Raw genomic sequence first — 19,673 nt, 5'->3', positions numbered from 1 at the left:
GCGCCGCAAGCATGTCCAACGACCCGCCACCCGGCATCATTCCCGGGCCGATCTCGCGCCGCCACGGGGCGCGGCGCGGGGGTTCACGTCGTCGGAACCATGCTCAACGACCAGGGCCCTGGGTCTGTTCCCACAGCCAGCACCGCCTCGCTCGGCGGCGCGGCCGGTGCTCGGTCGTTCACCCGGTTACAACGCCCGGCACCCGCCGACGATTCCGCCGTCAGAGTGCCGCCCACCACCCCCGAACCGGACACCCCACCCACACGCCCGGACCCGGCACCACACCCACACGCCGAACCGGCAATGCTGCCCGGCACTCCCAACCCCCGACCCCCGCGCCTCAGAGCCCCTCGGAGCCCTCCGCCAGTACCGTCTCCCGTCACTTGAGACACATGTCCGCATTCCAGGAACAGTCGTAGATCTTGGTACGAAAGTGCCCTCATAGAGGCCGTTTCGTACCAAGATCTACGGCTGGCTCGGTCGCCGAGGCGGCGGAGGGCGCGTGGGGCGGGCTCGCGTGCACGGATGGCACCACCACCCGCCCAGGGCCGTCGATCATGAGGTTAGCGACGACAAACCGGACACCAAATGCCGCCAAGTTCATGATCGACCCGACCCAGGCGGGGCTGGCCGGTCAGAGCCGGCCTGGGCGGGACCGACGCAGGGCGAGGTCGGCCCGAGCTAGGTCGGCCCGAGCGGGGTCGGCCCGAGCGGGGTCGGCCCGAGCTAGGTCGGCCCGAGAGGGGTCGGCCCGAGCGGGGCCGGCTCGGTGCGAGGAGCGCGACGACGCTGGGCGCTCGCACGACTGGCCGCGCGATCTTGCAGTTCGAGCCCTCAGTGCGTCCCGCTTACGAGGTTTGCCGGGGCTCCAAGTGCAAGATCGCGGGCGACGCCGGGGAGGGGTGCGGGGATCTTGGAGTTGTGGTGCCTCGCGAAACGGTGCGAAGCCAGCATTTCCTGGCGCCACAACTCCAAGATCGGCGTCAGCGGAGGCGCCCCGGCACGGCCCCCGTGAACCGGGGAGGGGCGGCGGGGAGGGTGGGGGTCAGGCGGCGGGCCAGTCCTGGGAGGCCAGACGCGGCGAGACCGCCCCGGGTGGGGCGGCCTCGAGCCAGGACAGGAATCCGGTCACGGTGGATCGCGCCATGGCGATCTCGATCGGCGCGTGGTGGCTGGTACAGCGCAGGATCACCCACTCGACGGGCATGGACATGCGCTCCTGCCCCTCGGGCAGCCGACGGCGCTCGACCGCCAGCCCCTTGCGGGAGAGCACCCGCTTGGGGCGCAGCGCGAAGCTGAACATGCGGTACCAGCGGAGTTCGTCGCCCACGAAGCGACCGAACCCGGGTGACCAGCCACGACCGTCGAGGATCGTGTTGACCCGGACGCTCAGCCGGATGATGCCACCGCTACGCGTGAACAGGGCCCGCCGGATGAAGAGGATCAGAAGCGCGACGACGACGATCGCGACGCCGATTCCGATCCCTTCGACGATCTCCATCGGCGGGTCGGCTCAGCGGGCCGGGGTGGCGGGGGTTGCGCTCTCGGCGAGGACCGTGACGCCCTCACCGGTCACCGACAGGAAGCCGCCGGCCACGTCGTACGCGACCTGCTGGCCCCCGGCCTGCTTGATGCGTACCTGGCTGGGTTCGGCGAGCTGGCCGAGCAGCGGTGCGTGCCCCGGCAGCACACCGAGCTCACCCTCGGTCGTCCGGGCGACGACCATCTCGGCCTCGCCGGTCCAGACCTTCTCCTCGACGGCTACGAGCTCGACGTGAAGCTGCTGTGCCACGCTGTCTCCTTGCTGCGGCGGCGGATTGCCGAAAGTCTAGTCGCGACCCCGCAGCCCACCCAACGCGGGTGGTGAGAGCCGGACCACCATGGCCCCGCACCCGCTCAGGCTACTTGGTCTTCTGCTTGAAGTCGGGGTGCTCCAGCAGGAACGCGTCGAGCTGTTCGGTACGCAGGGCGGTGAAGAAGTCCTCCGCCGGCTCGAGCAGTTGCTCGCCCCGGTAGTTGCTGCCGCTGCCGATCGGGCCGCCCGGCAGCTTGATCGTCTCGATCGCCTCGGGCCGGATGTCCTTCAGCGCCAGGCCGAAGTCGACGACGCTGTTGCCCCGGCCGTTGAACACCAGGGACTTCCCGGCCGCGCGCAGCACCCGGTCCAGCTTGACCGGGTTGGCCACCACGTCGGCGCTGAACGCCTGGCTCACCATCGCCTTGACGAACTGCTGCTGGTGCCGCTGCCGGCCGTAGTCGGCGTCCGGCACACCGTTCTTCGGGTAGCGCTGCCGGACGTAGTCCAGCGCCTGCCAGCCCTTGAGGTGGGCGTTGCCCTTCTCGTACACCGCCTGGGGTCCGAGGTAGCCACCGCCGCCGGGCTTGAGCTGGCGCGGCGTGCCGTCCGGCTGGAGGTGCTCGGAGCGCACCTCCCGCTCGATGTACATGTCGACGCCGCCCATCGCGTCGACGATCTTCTTGAAGCCGCTGAAGTTGATGATCGCCCCGGCGTCGAAGCGCTTGATGCCGGTGACCTCCTGCACGGTCTTGGCGAGCAGCTCGAAGCCCTGCGCGGTGCTGGGGTTCTGTCCGGGCACGTTGCTGCCGTGCGACATGGCCGCGTTGAGCCGGTCGTTGGCGCCCGAGTAGTCGGCCTTGGGGAACTCCGGGATGTCCACCCGCAGGTCGCGCGGGAGCGAGAAGAGGTAGCCGCGGTCCATGGTGGCGGGCACGTGCAGAACCATGATCGAGTCGGCCAGCGGGCGGGCGGTCGCGGTCCGGGGGTCCACGCCGACGAGCAGGATGTTGAGCGGACCCTTGATGTCGCTCTTCTTCTCGTTGGCGCCGGCGGCCTGGTCACCGAAGAGGTCGGCCTTGCCGACAGATCCCTCGTAGCGGGCGACGAGGGCGCGGGAGCCGATCAGCACGGAGCCGCTGAGCACCACCATGACGATGCCCAGGATCGTGCAGACGCGGGCCCACCGGGGCACGCCGCGCCACATGGACCGCTTGCCGCGATCCGCGCCGCCCTTACCACCCACGAGCATCTCCAATCGTCGCGCCACGGGTAGGAAGACGGGCGCGGGGGTCCGTTTGGTTGCAGAGATCAACGGCCAGGATGTGAAGTCGTGTCAGGAACGGTACCGCGCGATCCGGCGAACTGCTTGCTGGAGAACCGGGCATCTGGTAGTGGAGTGGCCCGAAAAGGCGAAGGCCGCCCCGGCTTTCGCCGGGACGGCCCTCGTGGGTTGTGAGCGGGCTCTCAGCCCTCCTCGCCCATCAGCTCCTTGGCCTTGGCCCGAAGGTCGTCCAGGCCGCCGCACATGAAGAACGCCTGCTCCGGGAAGTGGTCGAACTCCCCCTCGCTGATCCGGCGGAAGGCGTCGATGGTCTCGGCGATCGGGACCGTCGAGCCGGGCACGCCGGTGAACTGCTCCGCCGCGTACGTGTTCTGCGAGAGGAACCGCTCGATCCGGCGGGCGCGGCCGACGGTGAGCTTGTCCTCCTCGGAGAGCTCCTCGATACCGAGGATGGCGATGATGTCCTGCAGGTCCTTGTAGCGCTGCAGGATCCGCTTCACCTCGGTGGCGACGGCGAAGTGCTCCTCGCCGACGAACTCCGGGGCGAGGATCCGGGACGAGGACGCCAGCGGGTCCACGGCCGGGTAGATGCCCTTGTCGGAGATCGACCGCTCCAGGTTGGTGGTCGCGTCGAGGTGGGCGAACGTGGTGGCCGGCGCCGGGTCGGTGTAGTCGTCGGCGGGCACGTAGATCGCCTGCATCGAGGTGATGGCCTGGCCCCGGACGGAGGTGATCCGCTCCTGGAGCTCGCCCATCTCGTCGGCCAGGGTCGGCTGGTAACCCACGGCGCTCGGCATACGGCCGAGCAGCGTGGACACCTCGGAACCGGCCTGGGTGAAGCGGAAGATGTTGTCGATGAAGAGCAGCACCTCCTGCTTCTTCACGTCACGGAAGTACTCCGCCATGGTCAGGGCCGACAGCGCGACCCGCAGGCGGGTGCCCGGCGGCTCGTCCATCTGGCCGTAGACCAGCGCGGTCTTGTCGATGACGCCCGACTCGGTCATCTCGGCGATGAGGTCGTTGCCCTCGCGGGTGCGCTCACCCACGCCGGCGAAGACCGAGGTACCACCGAAGTTCCGGGCCACACGGGTGATCATCTCCTGGATGAGCACCGTCTTGCCCACGCCCGCGCCGCCGAACAGGCCGATCTTGCCGCCCTTGACGTACGGGGCGAGCAGGTCGATGACCTTGATGCCGGTCTCCAGCATCTCGGTCTTCGGCTCCAGGTCGGCGAAGGCCGGGGCCTTGCGGTGGATGCCCCACCGGTCGTCGGCCTGGATGGTCTCGCCCTCGGTGAGGTTGAGGCACTCGCCGATCGCGTTGAACACGTGGCCCTTGACCGCGTCGCCCACCGGCACGCTGATCGGCGCGCCGGTGTCGCGCACCTCGGTGCCGCGGACCAGGCCGTCGGTCGGCTGCATCGAGATGGCGCGGACCAGGTTGTCACCCAGGTGCTGGGCGACCTCCAGGGTCAGCGTCTTCTCGCCGCCGGAGAGCGTCACGTTGACGTGCAGGGCGTTGAACAGGTCCGGCATGCCGTCGCGCGGGAACTCGGCGTCGACGACCGGGCCGATGACCCGGACCACGCGACCCGTGGCCGTCTTGGTCTCAACTGCGGATACAGTCATCACACTTCACTTCCCGACGCGGCCAGCGCGTTCGCGCCGCCGACGATCTCACTGATCTCCTGGGTGATGCCGGCCTGACGGGCCGAGTTCATCTCACGCGTGTACTTCTCGATCATCTCTTCGGCGTTGTCGGTGGCGCTCTTCATCGCCCGCCGACGGGCGGCCGACTCACTGGCCGCCGACTCCAGCAACGCCGCGTAGATCCGCGTGTTGATGTACTTCGGCAGCAGGGCGTCGAGCAGCGACTCCGGCTCCGGCTCGAACTCGTACGCCGGCAGCAGGCCCTCGGACCGGGGCCGGTCCTCGACCTGCATCGGCCCGACGATCCGGGTCACCGGGTTCTGCGTCATCAGGGACTTGAACTCGGTGTAGACGATGTGCAGTTCGTCCACGCCGAGGATCCCGTCGGCGCCGGCGTCGTTGTCGGTGTCGTCCGCGCCGGCGGTGAACGCCTTGATCAGCGTCTCACCGACCTCGCGGGCGTCCTCGAACGACGGCTGCTCGGAGAAGCCCGTCCAGCTGGCGGCGATCTGCCGGTTGCGGAACCGGTAGAACGCCACGCCCTTGCGGCCGATGACGTAGAGCACGGGCTCCTTGCCGTCGGCACGCAGGCGGGCGATCAGCGACTCGGCGGTCCGGATCGCGTTCGAGCTGTAACCGCCGGCCAGGCCCCGGTCGGCGGTGACCAGCAGGACGCCCGCCCGCCGCACCCGCTCGCGCGCGGTGAGCAGCGGGTGGTCGATCCGCGCGTTCGAGGCCAGCGCCGTCAGCACGCCGGTGATCGCCTCGGCGTACGGCAGCGACGCCGCAACCTTGGCCTGGGCCTTGGCGATGCGGCTCGTCGCGACGAGCTCCATCGCCTTGGTGATCTTCTTCATCCCCTTGGCGGAACGGATCCGCTGCCGGAGAACGCGTACCTGGGCGGCCATCGGATCAGCTCTCGGCCGGGCGGTCGGTGGTGCCGTCGCGGAAGCGGGTCACCGTCTCGCGGGTCTCCTCGCCCTCCAGCGGCTTGGCCGGCGCGTCGTTGACCCGGACCTCGTCCTCCTTGCCCAGGAAGACCTGCTTGAACTCGGCGATCGCGGAGTCGAGCGAGGAGATGATCTCGTCGTCCCACTTGTTGTCCGCGATCCCGGCCAGGACGCCCTCGTGCTTGTGCCGGAGGTACTGGAGGAACTCGGACTCGAAGCGGCGGACCTCGCCGACCGGGACGTCGTCCAGCTTGCCCTCGGTGCCGGCCCAGACGGAGACGACCTGCTCCTGCACCGGGTACGGCGAGTAGTTCGGCTGCTTGAGCAGCTCGACCAGGCGGGAACCGCGGTCCAGCTGGGCCCGGGAGGCCCGGTCCAGGTCGGAGGCGAAGGCGGCGAACGCCTCCAGCTCGCGGAACTGGGCCAGGTTCAGCCGCAGCGAGCCGGCGACCTTCTTCATCGGCTTCACCTGCGCGGCGCCACCGACCCGGGAGACCGAGGTGCCGACGTTGATGGCCGGCCGGACGCCCTGGTTGAACAGGTCGGTCTCGAGGAAGATCTGGCCGTCGGTGATGGAGATGACGTTGGTCGGGATGAACGCCGAGATGTCGTTCGCCTTGGTCTCGATGATCGGCAGACCGGTCATCGAGCCGCCGCCCAGCTCGTCGGAGAGCTTGGCGCAGCGCTCCAGCAGACGCGAGTGCAGGTAGAAGACGTCACCCGGGTAGGCCTCACGGCCCGGCGGGCGGCGCAGCAGCAGCGACACGGCGCGGTACGCCTCGGCCTGCTTGCTCAGGTCGTCGAAGACGATCAGGACGTGCTTGCCGCCGTACATCCAGTGCTGCCCGATGGACGAGCCGGTGTAGGGGGCGAGGTACTTGAAGCCGGCCGGGTCGGAGGCCGGGGAGGCGACGATGGTGGTGTACTCCATCGCGCCCGCCTCCTCCAGCGTCCCCTTGATGGAGGCGATGGTGGAGGCCTTCTGGCCGATCGCGACGTAGATGCAGCGGACCTGCTTCTTCGGGTCGCCGGAGCGCCAGTTCTCACGCTGGTTGAGGATGGTGTCCAGCGCGACGGTGGTCTTGCCGGTCTTGCGGTCACCGATGATCAGCTGGCGCTGGCCGCGGCCGATCGGGGTCATCGCGTCGACGGCCTTGATGCCCGTCTGGAGGGGCTCGTCGACCGACTTGCGGGCCATCACGTTCGGGGCCTGGAGCTCCAGCTCGCGGTAGCCCTCGTTGGCGATGTCGCCGAGGCCGTCGATCGGCTCGCCCAGCGCGTTGACCACGCGGCCGAGGAAGGCGTCGCCGACCGGCACGGAGAGCACCCGGCCGGTGCGCTTGACGCGCTGACCCTCTTCGATCCCGCCGAAGTCACCGAGGACGACGACACCGATCTCCCGGACGTCGAGGTTCAGCGCCACGCCGAGCGTGCCGTCCTCGAACTCCAGGAGCTCGTTGGTCATGGTCGAGGGGAGACCCTCGACGTGGGCGATGCCGTCACCGGCGTCGGCGACGGTGCCGACCTCCTCGCGGGAGACGTCGGCCGTGTAGGAGGAGACGTAGCGCTCCAGGGCGCCGCGGATCTCCTCCGTCGAGATGGTCAGCTCGGCCATCCTCTGCTTCCTTAAGTATCAGGGGCCCGGGATACCTAGTACCGACCGGTCCGATGGCGTCGAATCAGGGCTGCTAAGACGCTGGTCAGCGCTTCGCGAGCGCGTTGCGGGTCTCGTTGAGGCGGCGCAGGACGGTCCCGTCGTACAGGTCGGATCCGACCCGTACGCGCACTCCGCCGAGCACGTCGGGGTCGACCGTCTGCTTGACGGACACCTCCCGACCGTACATCTGGGAGAGGCGGGCACCGAGGCGTCGCTCCTCCTCGTCGTTCAGCGGAGCCGCCACGGTCACGTAAGCGACCTGACGGTCCCTCCGGTCGGCGGCCAGCTCGACCAGCCGGGTGAGCGCACCGGTGAAGGAGCGTCCCCCGAAGCCGGCGAGCGCGGCCTCGACGAGGCGGACGGTGACCGGCCGGGCCTTGCCGGCGAGCAGCTGCCGGGCCAGTTCGGCCCGCCGCTCGACAGTGGCCATCGGGTCGGAGAGCGCGTTGGACAGCTCGCCGGAGCCGGAGACGACCTGCCCGAAGCGGAACAGCTCGTCCTCGACCTCGCCCAGCTCGCCGGTCGAGTCGGCGCTCGCCAGGAGCGCCTCCACGCCGAGCCGCTCGACGCCGTCGAGCAGCTCCGACGGGGCCGACCAGCGACCGGAGACCAGCACGGTGAGCAGGTCGAGCGCGTCCGCGCCGACCTTGCCGCTCAGGATCCCGGTGAGCAGAGCGGTGCGGTCCTCACCCGAGCGCGCCGGGTCGGACAGCGCCCGGCGCAGCCGCGGCTCCCGCCGCAGCAGGGCGGCGACGGAGAGGATGTCGTCGGCGGTGGAGGCCACCGCCGACGGCTCCGCGCCGCGGGCGTACGCGTCGAGGCGCTCGGCCCCGGCGGAGTACGACTCCCGGCTGGCGGCCTGCATCAGCGGGCCCCCGTGCTCTCGAGACCGCTCAGGAACCGGTCGACGGTGCCCTTGCGACGCGCCTCGTCGGCGAGCGACTCACCGACGATCTTGCTGGCCAGGTCCACCGCGATGGTGCCGACCTCGGTGCGCAGCTCACGCACGATGGTGGCCCGCTCCGCGGCGAGCTGCTCCTTGCCGGCGGCGATGATCCGGTCGGACTCCTCGCGCGCCTTGGCGAGGATGTCCTGGCGGATGCCCTCGGCGTCGGCACGGGCGTCGTCACGGATCTTGGCGGCGTCGGTACGCGCCTCCGCGAGCTGGGCCCGGTACTGCTCGAGCAGCTGGTTCGCCTCGGCCTGCGCGGCCTCGGCGCGCTTGATGCCGCCCTCGATCGCGTCCACCCGGGCCTGGAACGTCTGCTCCATGCGCGGGAAGACGAACTTCATCAGCACGAAGCAGAGGACACCGAAGGCGACCAGGCCGACCACGATCTCCTGCCAGAGCGGGATGATCGGGTTGTGGGTCGTCTCACCACCCTCAGCGGCGAGGAAGTACATGGGAAAACCTCCCGGTCAAAGGGGCTGGTTCAGCCGGCCCAGATGAAGCCGAAGGCGATGCCCAGCAGCGCCAGCGCCTCGATGACGGCGAAGCCGATCCAGACGTACGGAAGGGTCATCCGGGACGACTCCGGCTGGCGGGCGGTCGACTGGATGTAGGCCGAGAAGACCAGGCCCACGCCGATGCCCGGGCCGATGGCCGCGAGACCGTAGCCGATGGCGGCGGTGCTGCCCTCTACCGCGGCGTAGATGTCCATTGGTTGGTTCCTCCTGGTTATCACGCGTGACGGTCACGCGGGACGACAACGGTTGGTGCGAAAGATCGGATCAGTGCTCGTCGGCGAGGGCGCCCTGCACGTAGCTGGCGGTCAGCACCGTGAAGACGTACGCCTGCAGACAGATCACCAGGAACTCGAGGAAGGTCAGCGCGATCGTCATCGTCCAGGACAGCACCGAGACCGGCGCCAGCCAGGCGTTCGCACTGAGCATGGCGAACCCGCCGAGCGTGAAGACCAGCAGGAGCATGTGGCCGGCGAACATGTTCGCGAAGAGACGGACGGCCAGCGAGAACGGCCGGACCAGGAACGTCGAGAAGAACTCGATCGGGATCAGCAGCGGCAGGATGTACCAGGGCGCCGGCGGGACCAGAGAGTTCTTGAAGTACTTCACGAAGCCGTGGTGCCGGATGCCGACCCAGTTGAACAGCACGTAGCTGATCACGGCGAGGATGGCCGGGAACGCGATGTGCGAGTTCGGCGAGATCTGGAAGAACGGCACGATCGCGAAGAAGTTCGTCAGCAGAACGAAGCAGAAGAGCGTGGTGAAGTACGGCGCGAACCGCACCCCCGCGTGCCCGATCATGTCCACCGCGATGTTGTTGCGCACGAAGCCGTAGATGGACTCGGCGAACCACTGCTTCTTGGTGGGCACCAGCTGCGGGTTCCGGTAGCTGGCCAGGAAGAAGATGATCAGCACGCCGACGGCGATCCACACCATCGCCGTGATCTTGGTGAACCAGTACGAGTTCTCCGCACCCCAGGGCAGGATGCTGGGCAGGTAGAAGTCCCCCACACTGGGTGGGAATTCCGCCTGGCCCTGAGCCAGGACGTTCGCCTGTCCGAACACCGCGTCCCTTCCTAAGTAGGCGTGCCCAGTCGGCGGACGACCAGGATGATCCCCCCGGCCATGCCGAGCACGACCCCGATACCGGTGGCGACGCCGCCGGTATCGAGCCAACGGTCGACCAGCCAGCCGATGAAACCCCAGACGAGCATGCCCCCGATGAGGTATGAGAGCGCGGTCCAACCCTGACCGGCACCGGACGGAACGTCGCCCGGGCCGCCAGTGCTGGGGGGTTTCTGGTCACCGGCCATGACGGGGCGAACGATATCAGTCGAGCAGAAGAGGCTGTGCCTCACCCCCCGCACAACCTGGTTGTGTGGGACACGGGCGGGCGAAGTCGTCTGGAGGCACGGTACTCCTCCCCCGCCACTGAGAGAATGACCGATCGCGGACAGAACCGCGCGTCGCCCGAAGGGTGGGACGCCTCAGCGCGACATCCGTCGGGCATGGACGGTCGTGAGCCACCAGACGTGCACACCGGTCCACACCACGACACCCGCGGCGATGCCGAGCGCGAACGGGATCAGTCCCGGCCAGCCGGTCGACGCCACCAGCACCATCACCCCGCCGAGCGCGGTGATCTTGGCGACGTACAGGCCCAGGCCGAACGGCAGCACGAGCTGCGGGTCCTTGGAGTCCGCCCAGGCCAGGACCACTGTGGTGAGCGTGTAGCTGGCAGCCGTGACGGCCACCCCGGCCGCCGCGCCGAGCGCGCCGTCCGCGCCGCGCCACACCCCGCCGGCCACCGCCGCGGCAGCGGCGAGCACCGCGACCGCCGCCAGCAGCACCGGCAGGTGCCGCAGTCGCCAGCCGCGGTCCGCGGCCGCCTCCGCCGCGTGCGTCCCGGGCTCAGCCACGGGGGTACGCCGGGAACTCGGTGACCAGCTCGGTCACGTCGGCGGCGATCCGGGTCAGCTCGTCGCCGCCACCGGGGGACTCCGGATCGGTCCGCACCGCCCGCCCGATCAGCGTGGCGATCCGGCGCATCTCCCCCTCGCGCATGCCCTGGGTGGTGACGCTCGGCGAGCCCACCCGGATGCCGGAGGCGACCGAGGGCGGCTGCGGGTCGTACGGGATCGCGTTCTTGTTGAGCGTGATGCCGGCGGCGTCACAGCGGGCCTCGGCCTGGGCGCCGGTCACGCCGGTCTCGCGCAGGTCGAGCAGGGCCAGGTGGGTGTCGGTGCCGCCGGAGACCGGCGGCAGCCCCTCCGCGGCCAGCCCGTCGGCGAGCGCGCGGGCGTTGGTGACCACCTGGGCGGCGTACGTGCGGAACTCGGGCTGCGCGGCCTCACGCAGCGCGACCGCCTTGGCGGCGACGGCGTGCATCAGCGGGCCGCCCTGGGTGAACGGGAAGACCGCCTTGTCGATCCGGGCCGCGAGCGGCTCGCGGGAGAGGATCATGCCGCCGCGCGGGCCGCGCAGCACCTTGTGGGTGGTCGCGGTGACCACGTCGGCGTACGGCACCGGGGACGGGATCGCGCCGCCGGCCACCAGGCCGATGAAGTGCGCGGCGTCCACCATCAGGTACGCGTCGACCTCGTCGGCGATCTCCCGGAAGCGGGCGAAGTCGATCAGGCGCGGGTACGCGGTCGCGCCGCAGATGATCATCTTCGGCCGGTGCGCGCGGGCCAGGTCGCGTACCTCGTCGTAGTCGATCGTCCCGGTGTCCCGCCGGACGGTGTAGCCGACCGGGTGGAACCACTTGCCGGAGAAGTTCACCCGGCTGCCGTGGGTCAGGTGCCCGCCGTGCGGCAGGTCCATCGCCAGCACCGTGTCGCCCGGCTGCACCAGGGCGGCGTACGCGGCCAGGTTGGCGCTCGCCCCGGAGTGCGGCTGCACGTTCGCGTGCTCGGCGCCGAACAGCTCCTTCGCCCGGGACACGGCCAGCTCCTCGGCCCGGTCCACCTCGGCGCAGCCGCCGTAGTAGCGCCGCCCCGGGTAGCCCTCGGCGTACTTGTTCGTGAGCGTGGAGCCCAGCGCGGCCAGCACCGCGGGCGAGGTCAGGTTCTCGCTGGCGATCAGCTGCAGGCCGCCGCGCAGCCGGTCCAGCTCCCCCAGCACCACCTCGGCGATCTCCGGGTCGACGGTGCTGAGCTGCTGGAAGTCCGGTCCCCAGAAGGTGTCCCTCGCGTTCTCCACAGCGAAGGAGTCTACGGAGCCGCACACTGGAGTCCGTGAGATGCCTCGTCACCGGTGCTACCGGCTACATCGGCGGACGCCTCGCGCCCCGGCTGCTGACCGAGGGGCACACCGTACGCTGCCTGGCCCGGACCGCCGGGCGGCTGCGGGACGTGCCGTGGGCGGCCGAGGCGGAGATCGCCGAGGGTGACCTGCGCCGGCCGGAGACGCTGCCGGCCGCGTTCGAAGGCGTGGAGGTGGCGTACTACCTCGTCCACTCGCTGGGCCAGCGCGGGTTCGAGGCGGCCGACCGGGAGGCGGCGACGAACTTCGCCGAGGCGGCGCGCGCCGCGGGCGTACGCCGGATCGTGTATCTCGGCGGGCCGGAGCCGGCGGAGCGCGAGGGCCTGCCCTCGGCGCACCTGCGGTCCCGGGCGGAGGTGGCGCGGATCCTGCTGGACAGCGGCGTGCCCACGGCGGTGCTGCGCGCCGCCGTGATCATCGGGTCCGGCTCGGCCTCGTTCGAGATGCTGCGCTACCTGACCGAGCGGCTCCCGGCGATGGTCACCCCGCGCTGGGTGCGCAACCGCATCCAGCCGATCGCGGTCCGGGACGTGCTGCGCTACCTGGCCGGCTGCGCCCACCTGCCGGCCGACGTGAACCGGGCCTTCGACATCGGCGGTCCGGACGTGCTGACCTTCGCGCAGATGATGCAGCGTTACGCCCGGGTGGCCGGGCTGCGGCGCCGGCTCATCCTGCCGGTACGCCCGCTCACCCCGTCGCTCTCCTCGCACTGGGTCGGCCTGATCACGCCGGTGCCGAACGCGATCGCCAGGCCGCTCGTGGAGAGCCTGGTGCACGAGGCGGTGGCGCACGAGCACGACATCGCCCGGTACGTGCCGGACCCGCCGGACGGGCTGATCGGCTTCGACCAGGCGGTCGCGCTGGCGCTGACGAAGGTGCGGGACGCGGAGGTGGAGACGCGCTGGTCGAACGCGAGCGGACCGGACGCGCCCGCCGAGCCGCTGCCGTCGGACCCGCACTGGTCCGGCGGCACCGCGTACACCGATCTGCGGGAGCGGACGGTGGACGCGCCGTCGACGGCGCTGTGGCGGGTCATCGAGGGCGTCGGCGGCGAGCACGGCTGGTACTCGTTCCCGCTGGCCTGGTCGGTGCGCGGCTGGATGGACCGGCTGGTCGGCGGCGTCGGGCTGCGCCGGGGCCGGCGCGACCCGCACCGGCTCCAGGTCGGCGAGGCGCTGGACTTCTGGCGGGTCGAGGAGATCGTGCCGGGTGAGCTGCTGCGGCTGCGCGCCGAGATGCGGCTGCCCGGGCGGGCCTGGCTGGAGATGCGCGCCGAGCCGGACGGGGACGGCCGCAGCAGGTACGTCCAGCGTGCCGTGTTCCTCCCGCGCGGCCTGCCCGGCCACCTCTACTGGGCCTCGGTGGCCCCGTTCCACGCCGTCGTCTTCGGCGGCATGGCCCGCAACATCGCCCGGGGCGCCGAACACCCGGACTGACCCGCCCTCCCCGCTCCCGCGATCTTGCACTTGCGGCCCCTGATGTGCCCGTCGTGCACCTATGCCGGAGCAGCAGGTGCAAGATCGGCGCGGGGCGGGTGGGGCGGTCAGTTGCCGGTGCGCGGGCTGGTGTGCTGGAAGGCCACCGCCTGGCCGGGCGGGACGAAGTCGCGTACCGGCTCGTCGCGCAGCGACCACGCGAGAATGCGGCCCACGGCGGCGATCTGCCGCTTCTGCACGCCGCCGCCGACCGCGTCCCGGGGGTCGTCCGGGTTCGCGGCGATCGTCGCCACCGACAGCTGCGGGGTGAACGCGACGACCGTCTCGGTGGCGTTCCGCTCCGAGCTGCCGGTCTTGCCCGCCACCGGCCGGCGCAGACCAGGTGCCAGTTCCTCGGCCGTGCCGCCGTCGCAGCGCCGGTACATCGACTGGTCGCCGACCGGGCAGCGGCTCGCGTCGGCCGCCGCGCGGGCCACCTCGGTGTCGAGCACCTGCCGGCAGTCGGTGTTCCCGGCGGGCACCGCCCGGCCGCCCGGGTCGGTGATCGAGGTGACCGGCGTGGGCCGGCACCAGGTGCCCTCGGCGGCCACCGCGGCGTACGCGCCGGCCAGGTCCAGCGGCGTGGTGGCGGAGACGCCGAGCGTGAACGGGCCCCAGCTCTTGGCGCCCTCGCGGGCCATCCGGGCGTCGGCCGGGGCGCGGAACACGATGCCCAGCCGCTGGGCCATCTCGACCACCCGGTCCGCGCCGACCCGCTCGGTCAGCCACGCGAAGTACGTGTTCACCGACCGGCCGAACGCGTCCCACATGTCCCGGTCGCCGTCCATCCAGTAGGTGTTGGCGTTCTCCGGGCACCACCGGCCGCCGCAGCTCGCCGGGCCGGCGCCGACCGGGTACTGCGTCACGTAGACCCGCGGCGCGTCGAACTCGGTGTCCAGCGGCAGCCCGGACTCCAGCGCGGCCAGCAGCGCGAACAGCTTGAACGTGGAGCCCGCCTGGTAGCCGGTGATGCCGCCACCGCCGGCCACGAGCTGGTTGACAGTGTTCGGGTAGTTCTGCTGCCCGTCCGGGTTCGCGGCCGTGCCGTAGGTGCGGTTCACCGCCATCGCCAGCACCCGGCCGGTGCCCGGCTGCACCACGGCTGTCGGCGCCGCCCGCGCGATCGTCTCCGGGTAGATCGCCCGCACCTGCTCGCTCGCCTTGGCCTGCACGTCCGGGTCGAGCGAGGACACGATCTTCCAGCCGCCCCGGCGCAGCGTCCGCTGCCGCTCGTCCACGTTCTCGCCGAACGCCGGCTGGGCGTTCCACCACTGGGTGAACCAGTCGCAGAAGAAGCCCCAGTCGTTGTGGTCGGCGGGCACCGCCGCGCAGTCGTTCGGCGTGGTGTTCGGCTTGAGGGCCAGCTCGGTGGCCTTCGCCGCCTCGGCGTCGGCCGCGCTCACCCGGCCCGTCTCCACCATCCGGTCCAGCACGTACGCCCGCCGTTGCCGGGCCGCTTCCGCGTCGCCGTTGATCGGGTCGTCGGCCGGGGACCGGACCAGCCCGGCGAGCAGCGCGGCCTGGGCCAGCGTGAGCCGCTCCGGGGTGGTGGAGAAGTAGCGCTTGCTGGCCGCGGCGATGCCGTACGCCCCGGCGCCGAAGTACGCGATGTTCAGGTAGCGCCCGAGGATCTCGTCCTTGCTGACCTGCCGTTCCAGCGTCAGCGCGTACCGCATCTCGCGGATCTTGCGCCCGACGGTGATCTCGGTGGCGGCGGCGCGCTGCTCCTCGGTCAGCCGGGTGTCGCCGGCGAGCGCGTTGCGCACGTACTGCATGGTCAGCGTGGAGGCACCCTGGCGGGTGCCCTCGCGGCGGTTCGCCGTGAACGCCCGCGCCACGCCGCGCACGTCGACGCCGTGGTGCTCGTAGAAGCGCACGTCCTCGGCCGCCACGATGGCGTCGCGCATCACCGGTGCCACCTCGCCGACCGGCACGTCCACCCGGTCCTCGACGTAGAACGAGGTGATGAGCGTCCGCCCGTCGTTCGCGTACAGGTTGGACCGCTGTGCCGGCTGCGGCGTCTTGAGCGCCTCCGGCAACGCGGTGTAGGGCATCAGGTTCTTCACGCCCAGCCCGAAGACCAGCGCGGCCGGCAGCGCGGCTGCGGCCAAAGCCAGTCCGGCGAGTACGCCGGCGAGCACAACGGTGAACAGCTTGTCGAGATAGGCCCGGTTCATCAGCTCTCCCCGCAGGAGCCGGCCGTACGGACCCGTTCAGAATGACCGGAATGGCCGCTTTCGCCGCCATCTTCCGCGAAATGCGCAGGAAGTTCGCGAGGAAGGATGAACCGCAATCAGGGGAGCAGGACGGCAGCCAACGGCTGCACGGTCTCCTCGATCTCGTCGGCGACCCGGCTGAAGCACTGGTCGCCCCGGCCCCACGGGTCGTCGAGATCGTCGGTGGGCAGCGCGGAGGCGTTCTGCCGGGCCGCGTCGACGGCCGCGACGAGGGCGGTGCCGCGGGCGTACACGGCGTCCGGCGTCGGCTCGGCCGGCGGCAGGGCGGACCGGTCCAGCGCGCCGAGCAGGCGGCCGAACTCACCGAGCACGAACGTGCGCGCGGCGGCGTCCGGCCGCAGCGCCACCACGTACTCCTGCTGGTCGGCGGTGGCGGTGAGCACCAGGTCGGCGGCGTCGATCAGGTCGGAGCGCAGCCGCCGGGCGGCGAACCCCTCGGTGTCACCGCCACGCGAGATCACCTGCCGGGCGGCGGGCGGGTTCATCTCCTCCCCCGCGTGCCAGCCGCCGGTGCCGGCGCTGTGGCTGTGCACGAGCGCGTCCGACCCGGCCGGGTCGACGTCGAGGCGGGCCAGCCGCTCCCGGACCGCGAGCAGCAGCAGCCGCTCGGCCATCGGCGACCGGCAGATGTTGCCCATGCAGACGTGCAGGACGGTGAAGGGCGGCACTCAGACCCCCCGCTCGTCGAGGATGTCCGGTACGACCTCGCGCAGCTTCGCCAGCGTCACCGCGCCCTCGCGCAGCACCCGCGGCACGTCGCCGGTCAGGTCGACGATGGTGCTCGGCACCGGGTCCACCGCCGGCCCGGCCTCCAGGTACGCCCGGACGCCGTAGCCGAGCTGGTCACGCGCCTCCTCGGCGGTGAGCGCGGCGGGCTGGCCGATCTTGTTGGCCGACGCGACGGCCATCGGCCCGGTCTCCCGCAGCACCTCCAGCGCGACCGGGTGCAGCGGCATCCGCACCGCCACCGTGCCGCTGGAGTCGCCCAGGTCCCAGGCCAGGCTCGGCGAGTGCTCCACCACGATGGTCAGCGCGCCGGGCCAGAACGCCTCGACCAGGTCGCGGGCCGCGCCGGGCAGCGAGAAGACCAGGCCGTCGAGCGTGTGCCGGGAACCGATGAGCACCGGGGGCGCCTGCCGGGCGCCACCCTTCGTGTCCGCCAGGGCCTTCACCGCGTACGGGGTGAAGGCGTCCGCCCCGATGCCGTAGACCGTGTCGGTCGGCAGGACGACGAGTTCCCCGTTCTTGACCGCCTCGATGGCAGCGGCGATGCCGCGGTCCCGGTCGGCGGGCGACCGACAGTCGTAGAGCATCACGAGAAGTCAGTCTGCCACGCCCGGGCGGGCTCGGCGTGGGTGCCGTCCGCCCGCCGGGACGCGCTCGCCCAGCGCGGCCGCCCGGCGAGGTCCCCGTGCTCCTCGACCCGGTCGTAACGGCCGTCGCCGCGCAGCAGCGCGGGCACCGCCGCGGCGTGCGTGTCGTCGTGCTCGATGCCGATCGCGCCGCCCGGGCGCAGCAGCACGGCGGCCCGGCCGACCACCGGCCGGATCACGTCCAGCCCGTCCGCGCCGCCGAACACCGCCTCGTCCGGATCGTGCCCGGCCACCTCCGGCGGCACCGCCACCGACCTCGGCACGTACGGCGGGTTGCACAGCAGCACGTCGACCCGCCCGGCCAGGCCGGCCAGCAGGTCCGGATCGGTCACGTCGGCGGCCACCACCTCGACCGGCCGGTCCCCGGCGGCGGCCCGGTCCGCCGCGTTGCGCCGCAGCCACGCCAGCGCGGCCGGGGACCGCTCCACCGCCACCACCCGCGCCGCCGGCACCTCCTGCGCGACCGCGAGGGCGATCGCGCCGGAACCGCTGCACAGGTCGACCACGAGCGGCGCGGCGTGCTCCCGGGCCCGCTCGATCCCCCAGCCGGCCAGCAGTTCGGTCTCCGGCCGGGGCACGAAGACGCCCGGCCCGACCGCCAGTTCCAGAAGGCGGAAACCGGCCGAGCCGAGCAGGTGCTGCAACGGCTCGCGGGTCACCCGCCGCCCGACCAGCTCGTCCAGGCGGTCGCGCTGCGCCGGGCTGAAACCGTCGGCGAGCGCCAGCCGGCCCCGCGGCACGTCGAGGACGTACGCGGCGAGTTGCTCGGCCTCGGCGCGGGGCGCCTCGACGCCCGCCGCGGCGAGCGCACGCGCCACCCGGTTGATCACCAGCGAGGGCCGTTCGCGTTCTGTCCCTTCGGACGGGTGTTGCGGGAGTGCGGTCACGCAATAATCATGAGGCGTCGCGGCTCACCTCACGAGCGGGTGCGTCCGGGCGCACACCGCAGGGAGGTCGCGAGTGGGCTGGCTCGACCAGGTCGAGGACCAGGTTGATGCTCTCCGACGCGCTCGGTCACTCCAGGAGGCCAGCCGGTCCGCGGAGGCGTGCGCCCTGCTCGACCGCGTCATCCGCACCACAAACGACCCGTACGCCCGCGCCGACGCGCTCGTGCAACGCCTGTCCGCGCTGATCAACCTCGGCCGGACCGCCGAGTTCACCCGAGCAGTCGAGGACGCCTCCGCCGCCGTACGGGACCTGGCCGAGCCCTACCTGCACGGGCACCTCAACGCGCTCGCCGCGCTCGCCGCCCACCACCAGGGCGCACTGGACAGATGCGTGATGCACCTGGTCCGGGCCGCCCGCGCGCTCGGCGCCGACGACACCCCCGACCGGGACACCGCCTGGGGCTGGCACGACCTGGCGATGGCGTACTCGTACCTGAGCTTCCACGGTCACGCGCTCGGCGCGATCGAGCGGGCCCGGGAGGTCGGGCTCAGCGTCGGCATCCCCGAGGAGACGTTCGCCGCGCCCGGCATCCGGCTGCGCAACGCGGTCGCACTCGACCACAACGGCGACAGCGACGGCTGCCTGCGCGTGCTGCGCGACGTCGCCGGTGACCTGGCCCGGTTCCTGCGCGGCGGGCGGGCCGGCAACCTGCGCCCGAGCAGCCTCGCCGCGTACGGCTACGCCGCCGCCCGCCGGGCCGCGCTCGGCGACCGGGTGGAGTCCGCCGGGGACGCCGACCCGAACCGGCTGCTCGGCCACGGCGGGGACAGCGCCCGCGCCCGCGACCTGCGCCAGCTCGGCCAGGTCTGCCTCGCGGTGGCCGCCGGCCGCCCGATCGAGGCGGTCACCCGGCTGGACGCGCTCCGGGTCTCCGACGAGACACTCGGCTCGGCCGAGCCGCCCCGGCTGCGCAGCATCGCGCTGGCCCGGGCCGGCGACCACGCGGGCGCGCACCGGGCCGACCGGCACGCGTTCCGGCTCGCGGCGCGGCGCAGCGACCGGCTGCGGGACGTCTACATCGACGGCATCGCCGCCCGGATCGACCACGAGGAGATGCGCCGCGAGGCGGCCCGGTACGAGGGCGAGGCGCTCACCGACCCGCTCACCGGCCTGCCCAACCGGCGCCGGCTGGAGCGCTACCTGGGGGCCGTGGTGTCCCGGGGCGAGCGGGTGGTGATCGGCGTCTGCGACCTCGACGGGTTCAAGGCGGTGAACACCCGGCACGGCCACCACTCCGGCGACCTGGTGCTGCAACGGGTCGCCGGGGTGATCAACCGGGTGATGCGGCGGGGCGACTTCGTGGCCCGCTACGGCGGCGACGAGTTCGTCGTGGTGCTGCCCGACACCGGCATGCCGGAGGCGGTCGAGGTGGCTCGCCGGATCGAGGCGGCGGTCCGCACCGAGGACTGGGAGTCTCTGGTCCCCGGCACGCCGGTCGGGGTGACCATCGGCTTCGCCGAGGTCGATGGCAGCACCACGGTGAGCGTCCGGGAGGCGCTCGGCACCGCGTTCGAGCTGGCGGACCGGGAGATGCTGCGGGCCAAGGCGCGGCTACGGGCGAGCTGAGCGGTAAGGA

At 71.8% G+C, this 19,673-nt stretch carries 19 protein-coding genes; 2 read left to right on the top strand and 17 right to left on the bottom strand.

What is annotated here, in order from left to right; translation table 11 throughout:
- Positions 1–1,045 precede the first annotated feature (1,045 nt).
- The 13 genes from ACPCK6_RS12355 to glyA form a co-directional block, all read right to left on the bottom strand.
- Positions 1,046–1,501: a DUF2550 domain-containing protein gene (locus ACPCK6_RS12355; protein WP_396881227.1), complete on the bottom strand. Its 456-nt coding sequence runs from the start codon at positions 1,499–1,501 to the stop codon at positions 1,046–1,048.
- A 12-nt stretch (positions 1,502–1,513) separates the two neighbouring features.
- Positions 1,514–1,792 carry a F0F1 ATP synthase subunit epsilon gene (locus tag ACPCK6_RS12350; protein WP_047893558.1) on the bottom strand — a complete coding sequence of 93 codons (279 nt, stop codon included), beginning with the start codon at positions 1,790–1,792 and terminating at the stop codon, positions 1,514–1,516.
- 109 nt (positions 1,793–1,901) lie between these two features.
- Positions 1,902–3,047 (bottom strand): LCP family protein, encoded by a 1,146-nt coding sequence (locus ACPCK6_RS12345; protein WP_318335479.1) that lies wholly within the window; start codon positions 3,045–3,047, stop codon positions 1,902–1,904.
- Positions 3,048–3,262: 215 nt separating this feature from the next.
- On the bottom strand, positions 3,263–4,708 hold the full coding sequence (atpD, locus tag ACPCK6_RS12340) for a F0F1 ATP synthase subunit beta (protein WP_396881224.1): 1,446 nt from the start codon (positions 4,706–4,708) through the stop codon (positions 3,263–3,265).
- On the bottom strand, positions 4,708–5,637 hold the full coding sequence (locus tag ACPCK6_RS12335) for a F0F1 ATP synthase subunit gamma (protein WP_396881223.1): 930 nt from the start codon (positions 5,635–5,637) through the stop codon (positions 4,708–4,710). Before ACPCK6_RS12335 ends, atpD begins: the two co-directional genes overlap by 1 nt.
- Positions 5,638–5,641: 4 nt before the next feature.
- Positions 5,642–7,294: a F0F1 ATP synthase subunit alpha gene (gene atpA, locus ACPCK6_RS12330; protein ID WP_318335482.1), complete on the bottom strand. Its 1,653-nt coding sequence runs from the start codon at positions 7,292–7,294 to the stop codon at positions 5,642–5,644.
- Positions 7,295–7,379: 85 nt separating this feature from the next.
- Positions 7,380–8,201: a F0F1 ATP synthase subunit delta gene (locus tag ACPCK6_RS12325; RefSeq protein ID WP_423481163.1), complete on the bottom strand. Its 822-nt coding sequence runs from the start codon at positions 8,199–8,201 to the stop codon at positions 7,380–7,382.
- Positions 8,201–8,740, bottom strand: coding sequence for a F0F1 ATP synthase subunit B (locus ACPCK6_RS12320; protein WP_194800588.1), 540 nt, complete (start codon positions 8,738–8,740; stop codon positions 8,201–8,203). Before ACPCK6_RS12320 ends, ACPCK6_RS12325 begins: the two co-directional genes overlap by 1 nt.
- A gap of 29 nt (positions 8,741–8,769) precedes the next feature.
- The gene (locus ACPCK6_RS12315; RefSeq protein WP_091422600.1) at positions 8,770–8,997 is read right to left on the bottom strand and encodes an ATP synthase F0 subunit c; all 228 of its coding nucleotides are present in this window, start codon (positions 8,995–8,997) and stop codon (positions 8,770–8,772) included.
- Positions 8,998–9,067: 70 nt separating this feature from the next.
- On the bottom strand, positions 9,068–9,865 hold the full coding sequence (gene atpB / locus ACPCK6_RS12310) for a F0F1 ATP synthase subunit A (RefSeq protein ID WP_194800587.1): 798 nt from the start codon (positions 9,863–9,865) through the stop codon (positions 9,068–9,070).
- An 11-nt stretch (positions 9,866–9,876) separates the two neighbouring features.
- Positions 9,877–10,113 carry an AtpZ/AtpI family protein gene (locus tag ACPCK6_RS12305; RefSeq protein ID WP_194800586.1) on the bottom strand — a complete coding sequence of 79 codons (237 nt, stop codon included), beginning with the start codon at positions 10,111–10,113 and terminating at the stop codon, positions 9,877–9,879.
- 174 nt (positions 10,114–10,287) lie between these two features.
- Positions 10,288–10,719 carry a hypothetical protein gene (locus ACPCK6_RS12300; protein ID WP_194800585.1) on the bottom strand — a complete coding sequence of 144 codons (432 nt, stop codon included), beginning with the start codon at positions 10,717–10,719 and terminating at the stop codon, positions 10,288–10,290.
- Entirely contained in the window at positions 10,712–12,001 is a 1,290-nt protein-coding gene (glyA, locus tag ACPCK6_RS12295; protein ID WP_396881221.1) for a serine hydroxymethyltransferase, read from the bottom strand. Before glyA ends, ACPCK6_RS12300 begins: the two co-directional genes overlap by 8 nt.
- Before the next feature lie 35 nt (positions 12,002–12,036).
- Between glyA and ACPCK6_RS12290 the strand changes: the two genes are divergently transcribed.
- On the top strand, positions 12,037–13,500 hold the full coding sequence (locus tag ACPCK6_RS12290; RefSeq protein ID WP_423481162.1) for an SDR family oxidoreductase: 1,464 nt from the start codon (positions 12,037–12,039) through the stop codon (positions 13,498–13,500).
- A gap of 107 nt (positions 13,501–13,607) precedes the next feature.
- Here the strand turns inward: ACPCK6_RS12290 and ACPCK6_RS12285 are convergent, their stop codons facing one another.
- The 4 genes from ACPCK6_RS12285 to prmC form a co-directional block, all read right to left on the bottom strand.
- Positions 13,608–15,716, bottom strand: a complete 2,109-nt coding sequence (locus tag ACPCK6_RS12285) for a transglycosylase domain-containing protein (RefSeq protein WP_318335488.1) — start codon at positions 15,714–15,716, stop codon at positions 13,608–13,610.
- Positions 15,717–15,832: 116 nt separating this feature from the next.
- On the bottom strand, positions 15,833–16,444 hold the full coding sequence (locus ACPCK6_RS12280; protein ID WP_262013862.1) for an arsenate reductase/protein-tyrosine-phosphatase family protein: 612 nt from the start codon (positions 16,442–16,444) through the stop codon (positions 15,833–15,835).
- Positions 16,445–17,089, bottom strand: coding sequence for an L-threonylcarbamoyladenylate synthase (locus ACPCK6_RS12275; protein ID WP_013288268.1), 645 nt, complete (start codon positions 17,087–17,089; stop codon positions 16,445–16,447).
- The gene (gene prmC, locus ACPCK6_RS12270; RefSeq protein ID WP_396881393.1) at positions 17,089–17,979 is read right to left on the bottom strand and encodes a peptide chain release factor N(5)-glutamine methyltransferase; all 891 of its coding nucleotides are present in this window, start codon (positions 17,977–17,979) and stop codon (positions 17,089–17,091) included. Before prmC ends, ACPCK6_RS12275 begins: the two co-directional genes overlap by 1 nt.
- Before the next feature lie 130 nt (positions 17,980–18,109).
- Here prmC and ACPCK6_RS12265 point away from each other — a divergent pair, with 130 nt between their 5' ends.
- A complete protein-coding gene (locus ACPCK6_RS12265) occupies positions 18,110–19,663 on the top strand; it encodes a GGDEF domain-containing protein (RefSeq protein ID WP_396881218.1) in 1,554 nt (517 codons plus the stop codon).
- Positions 19,664–19,673: the final 10 nt, after the last annotated feature.

The organism is Micromonospora sp. AB353, assembly GCF_049538395.1.
In the GTDB taxonomy this organism is placed as follows: Bacteria; Actinomycetota; Actinomycetes; order Mycobacteriales; family Micromonosporaceae; genus Micromonospora; species Micromonospora aurantiaca.
This window is presented reverse-complemented; position numbering and strand designations above follow the sequence as displayed.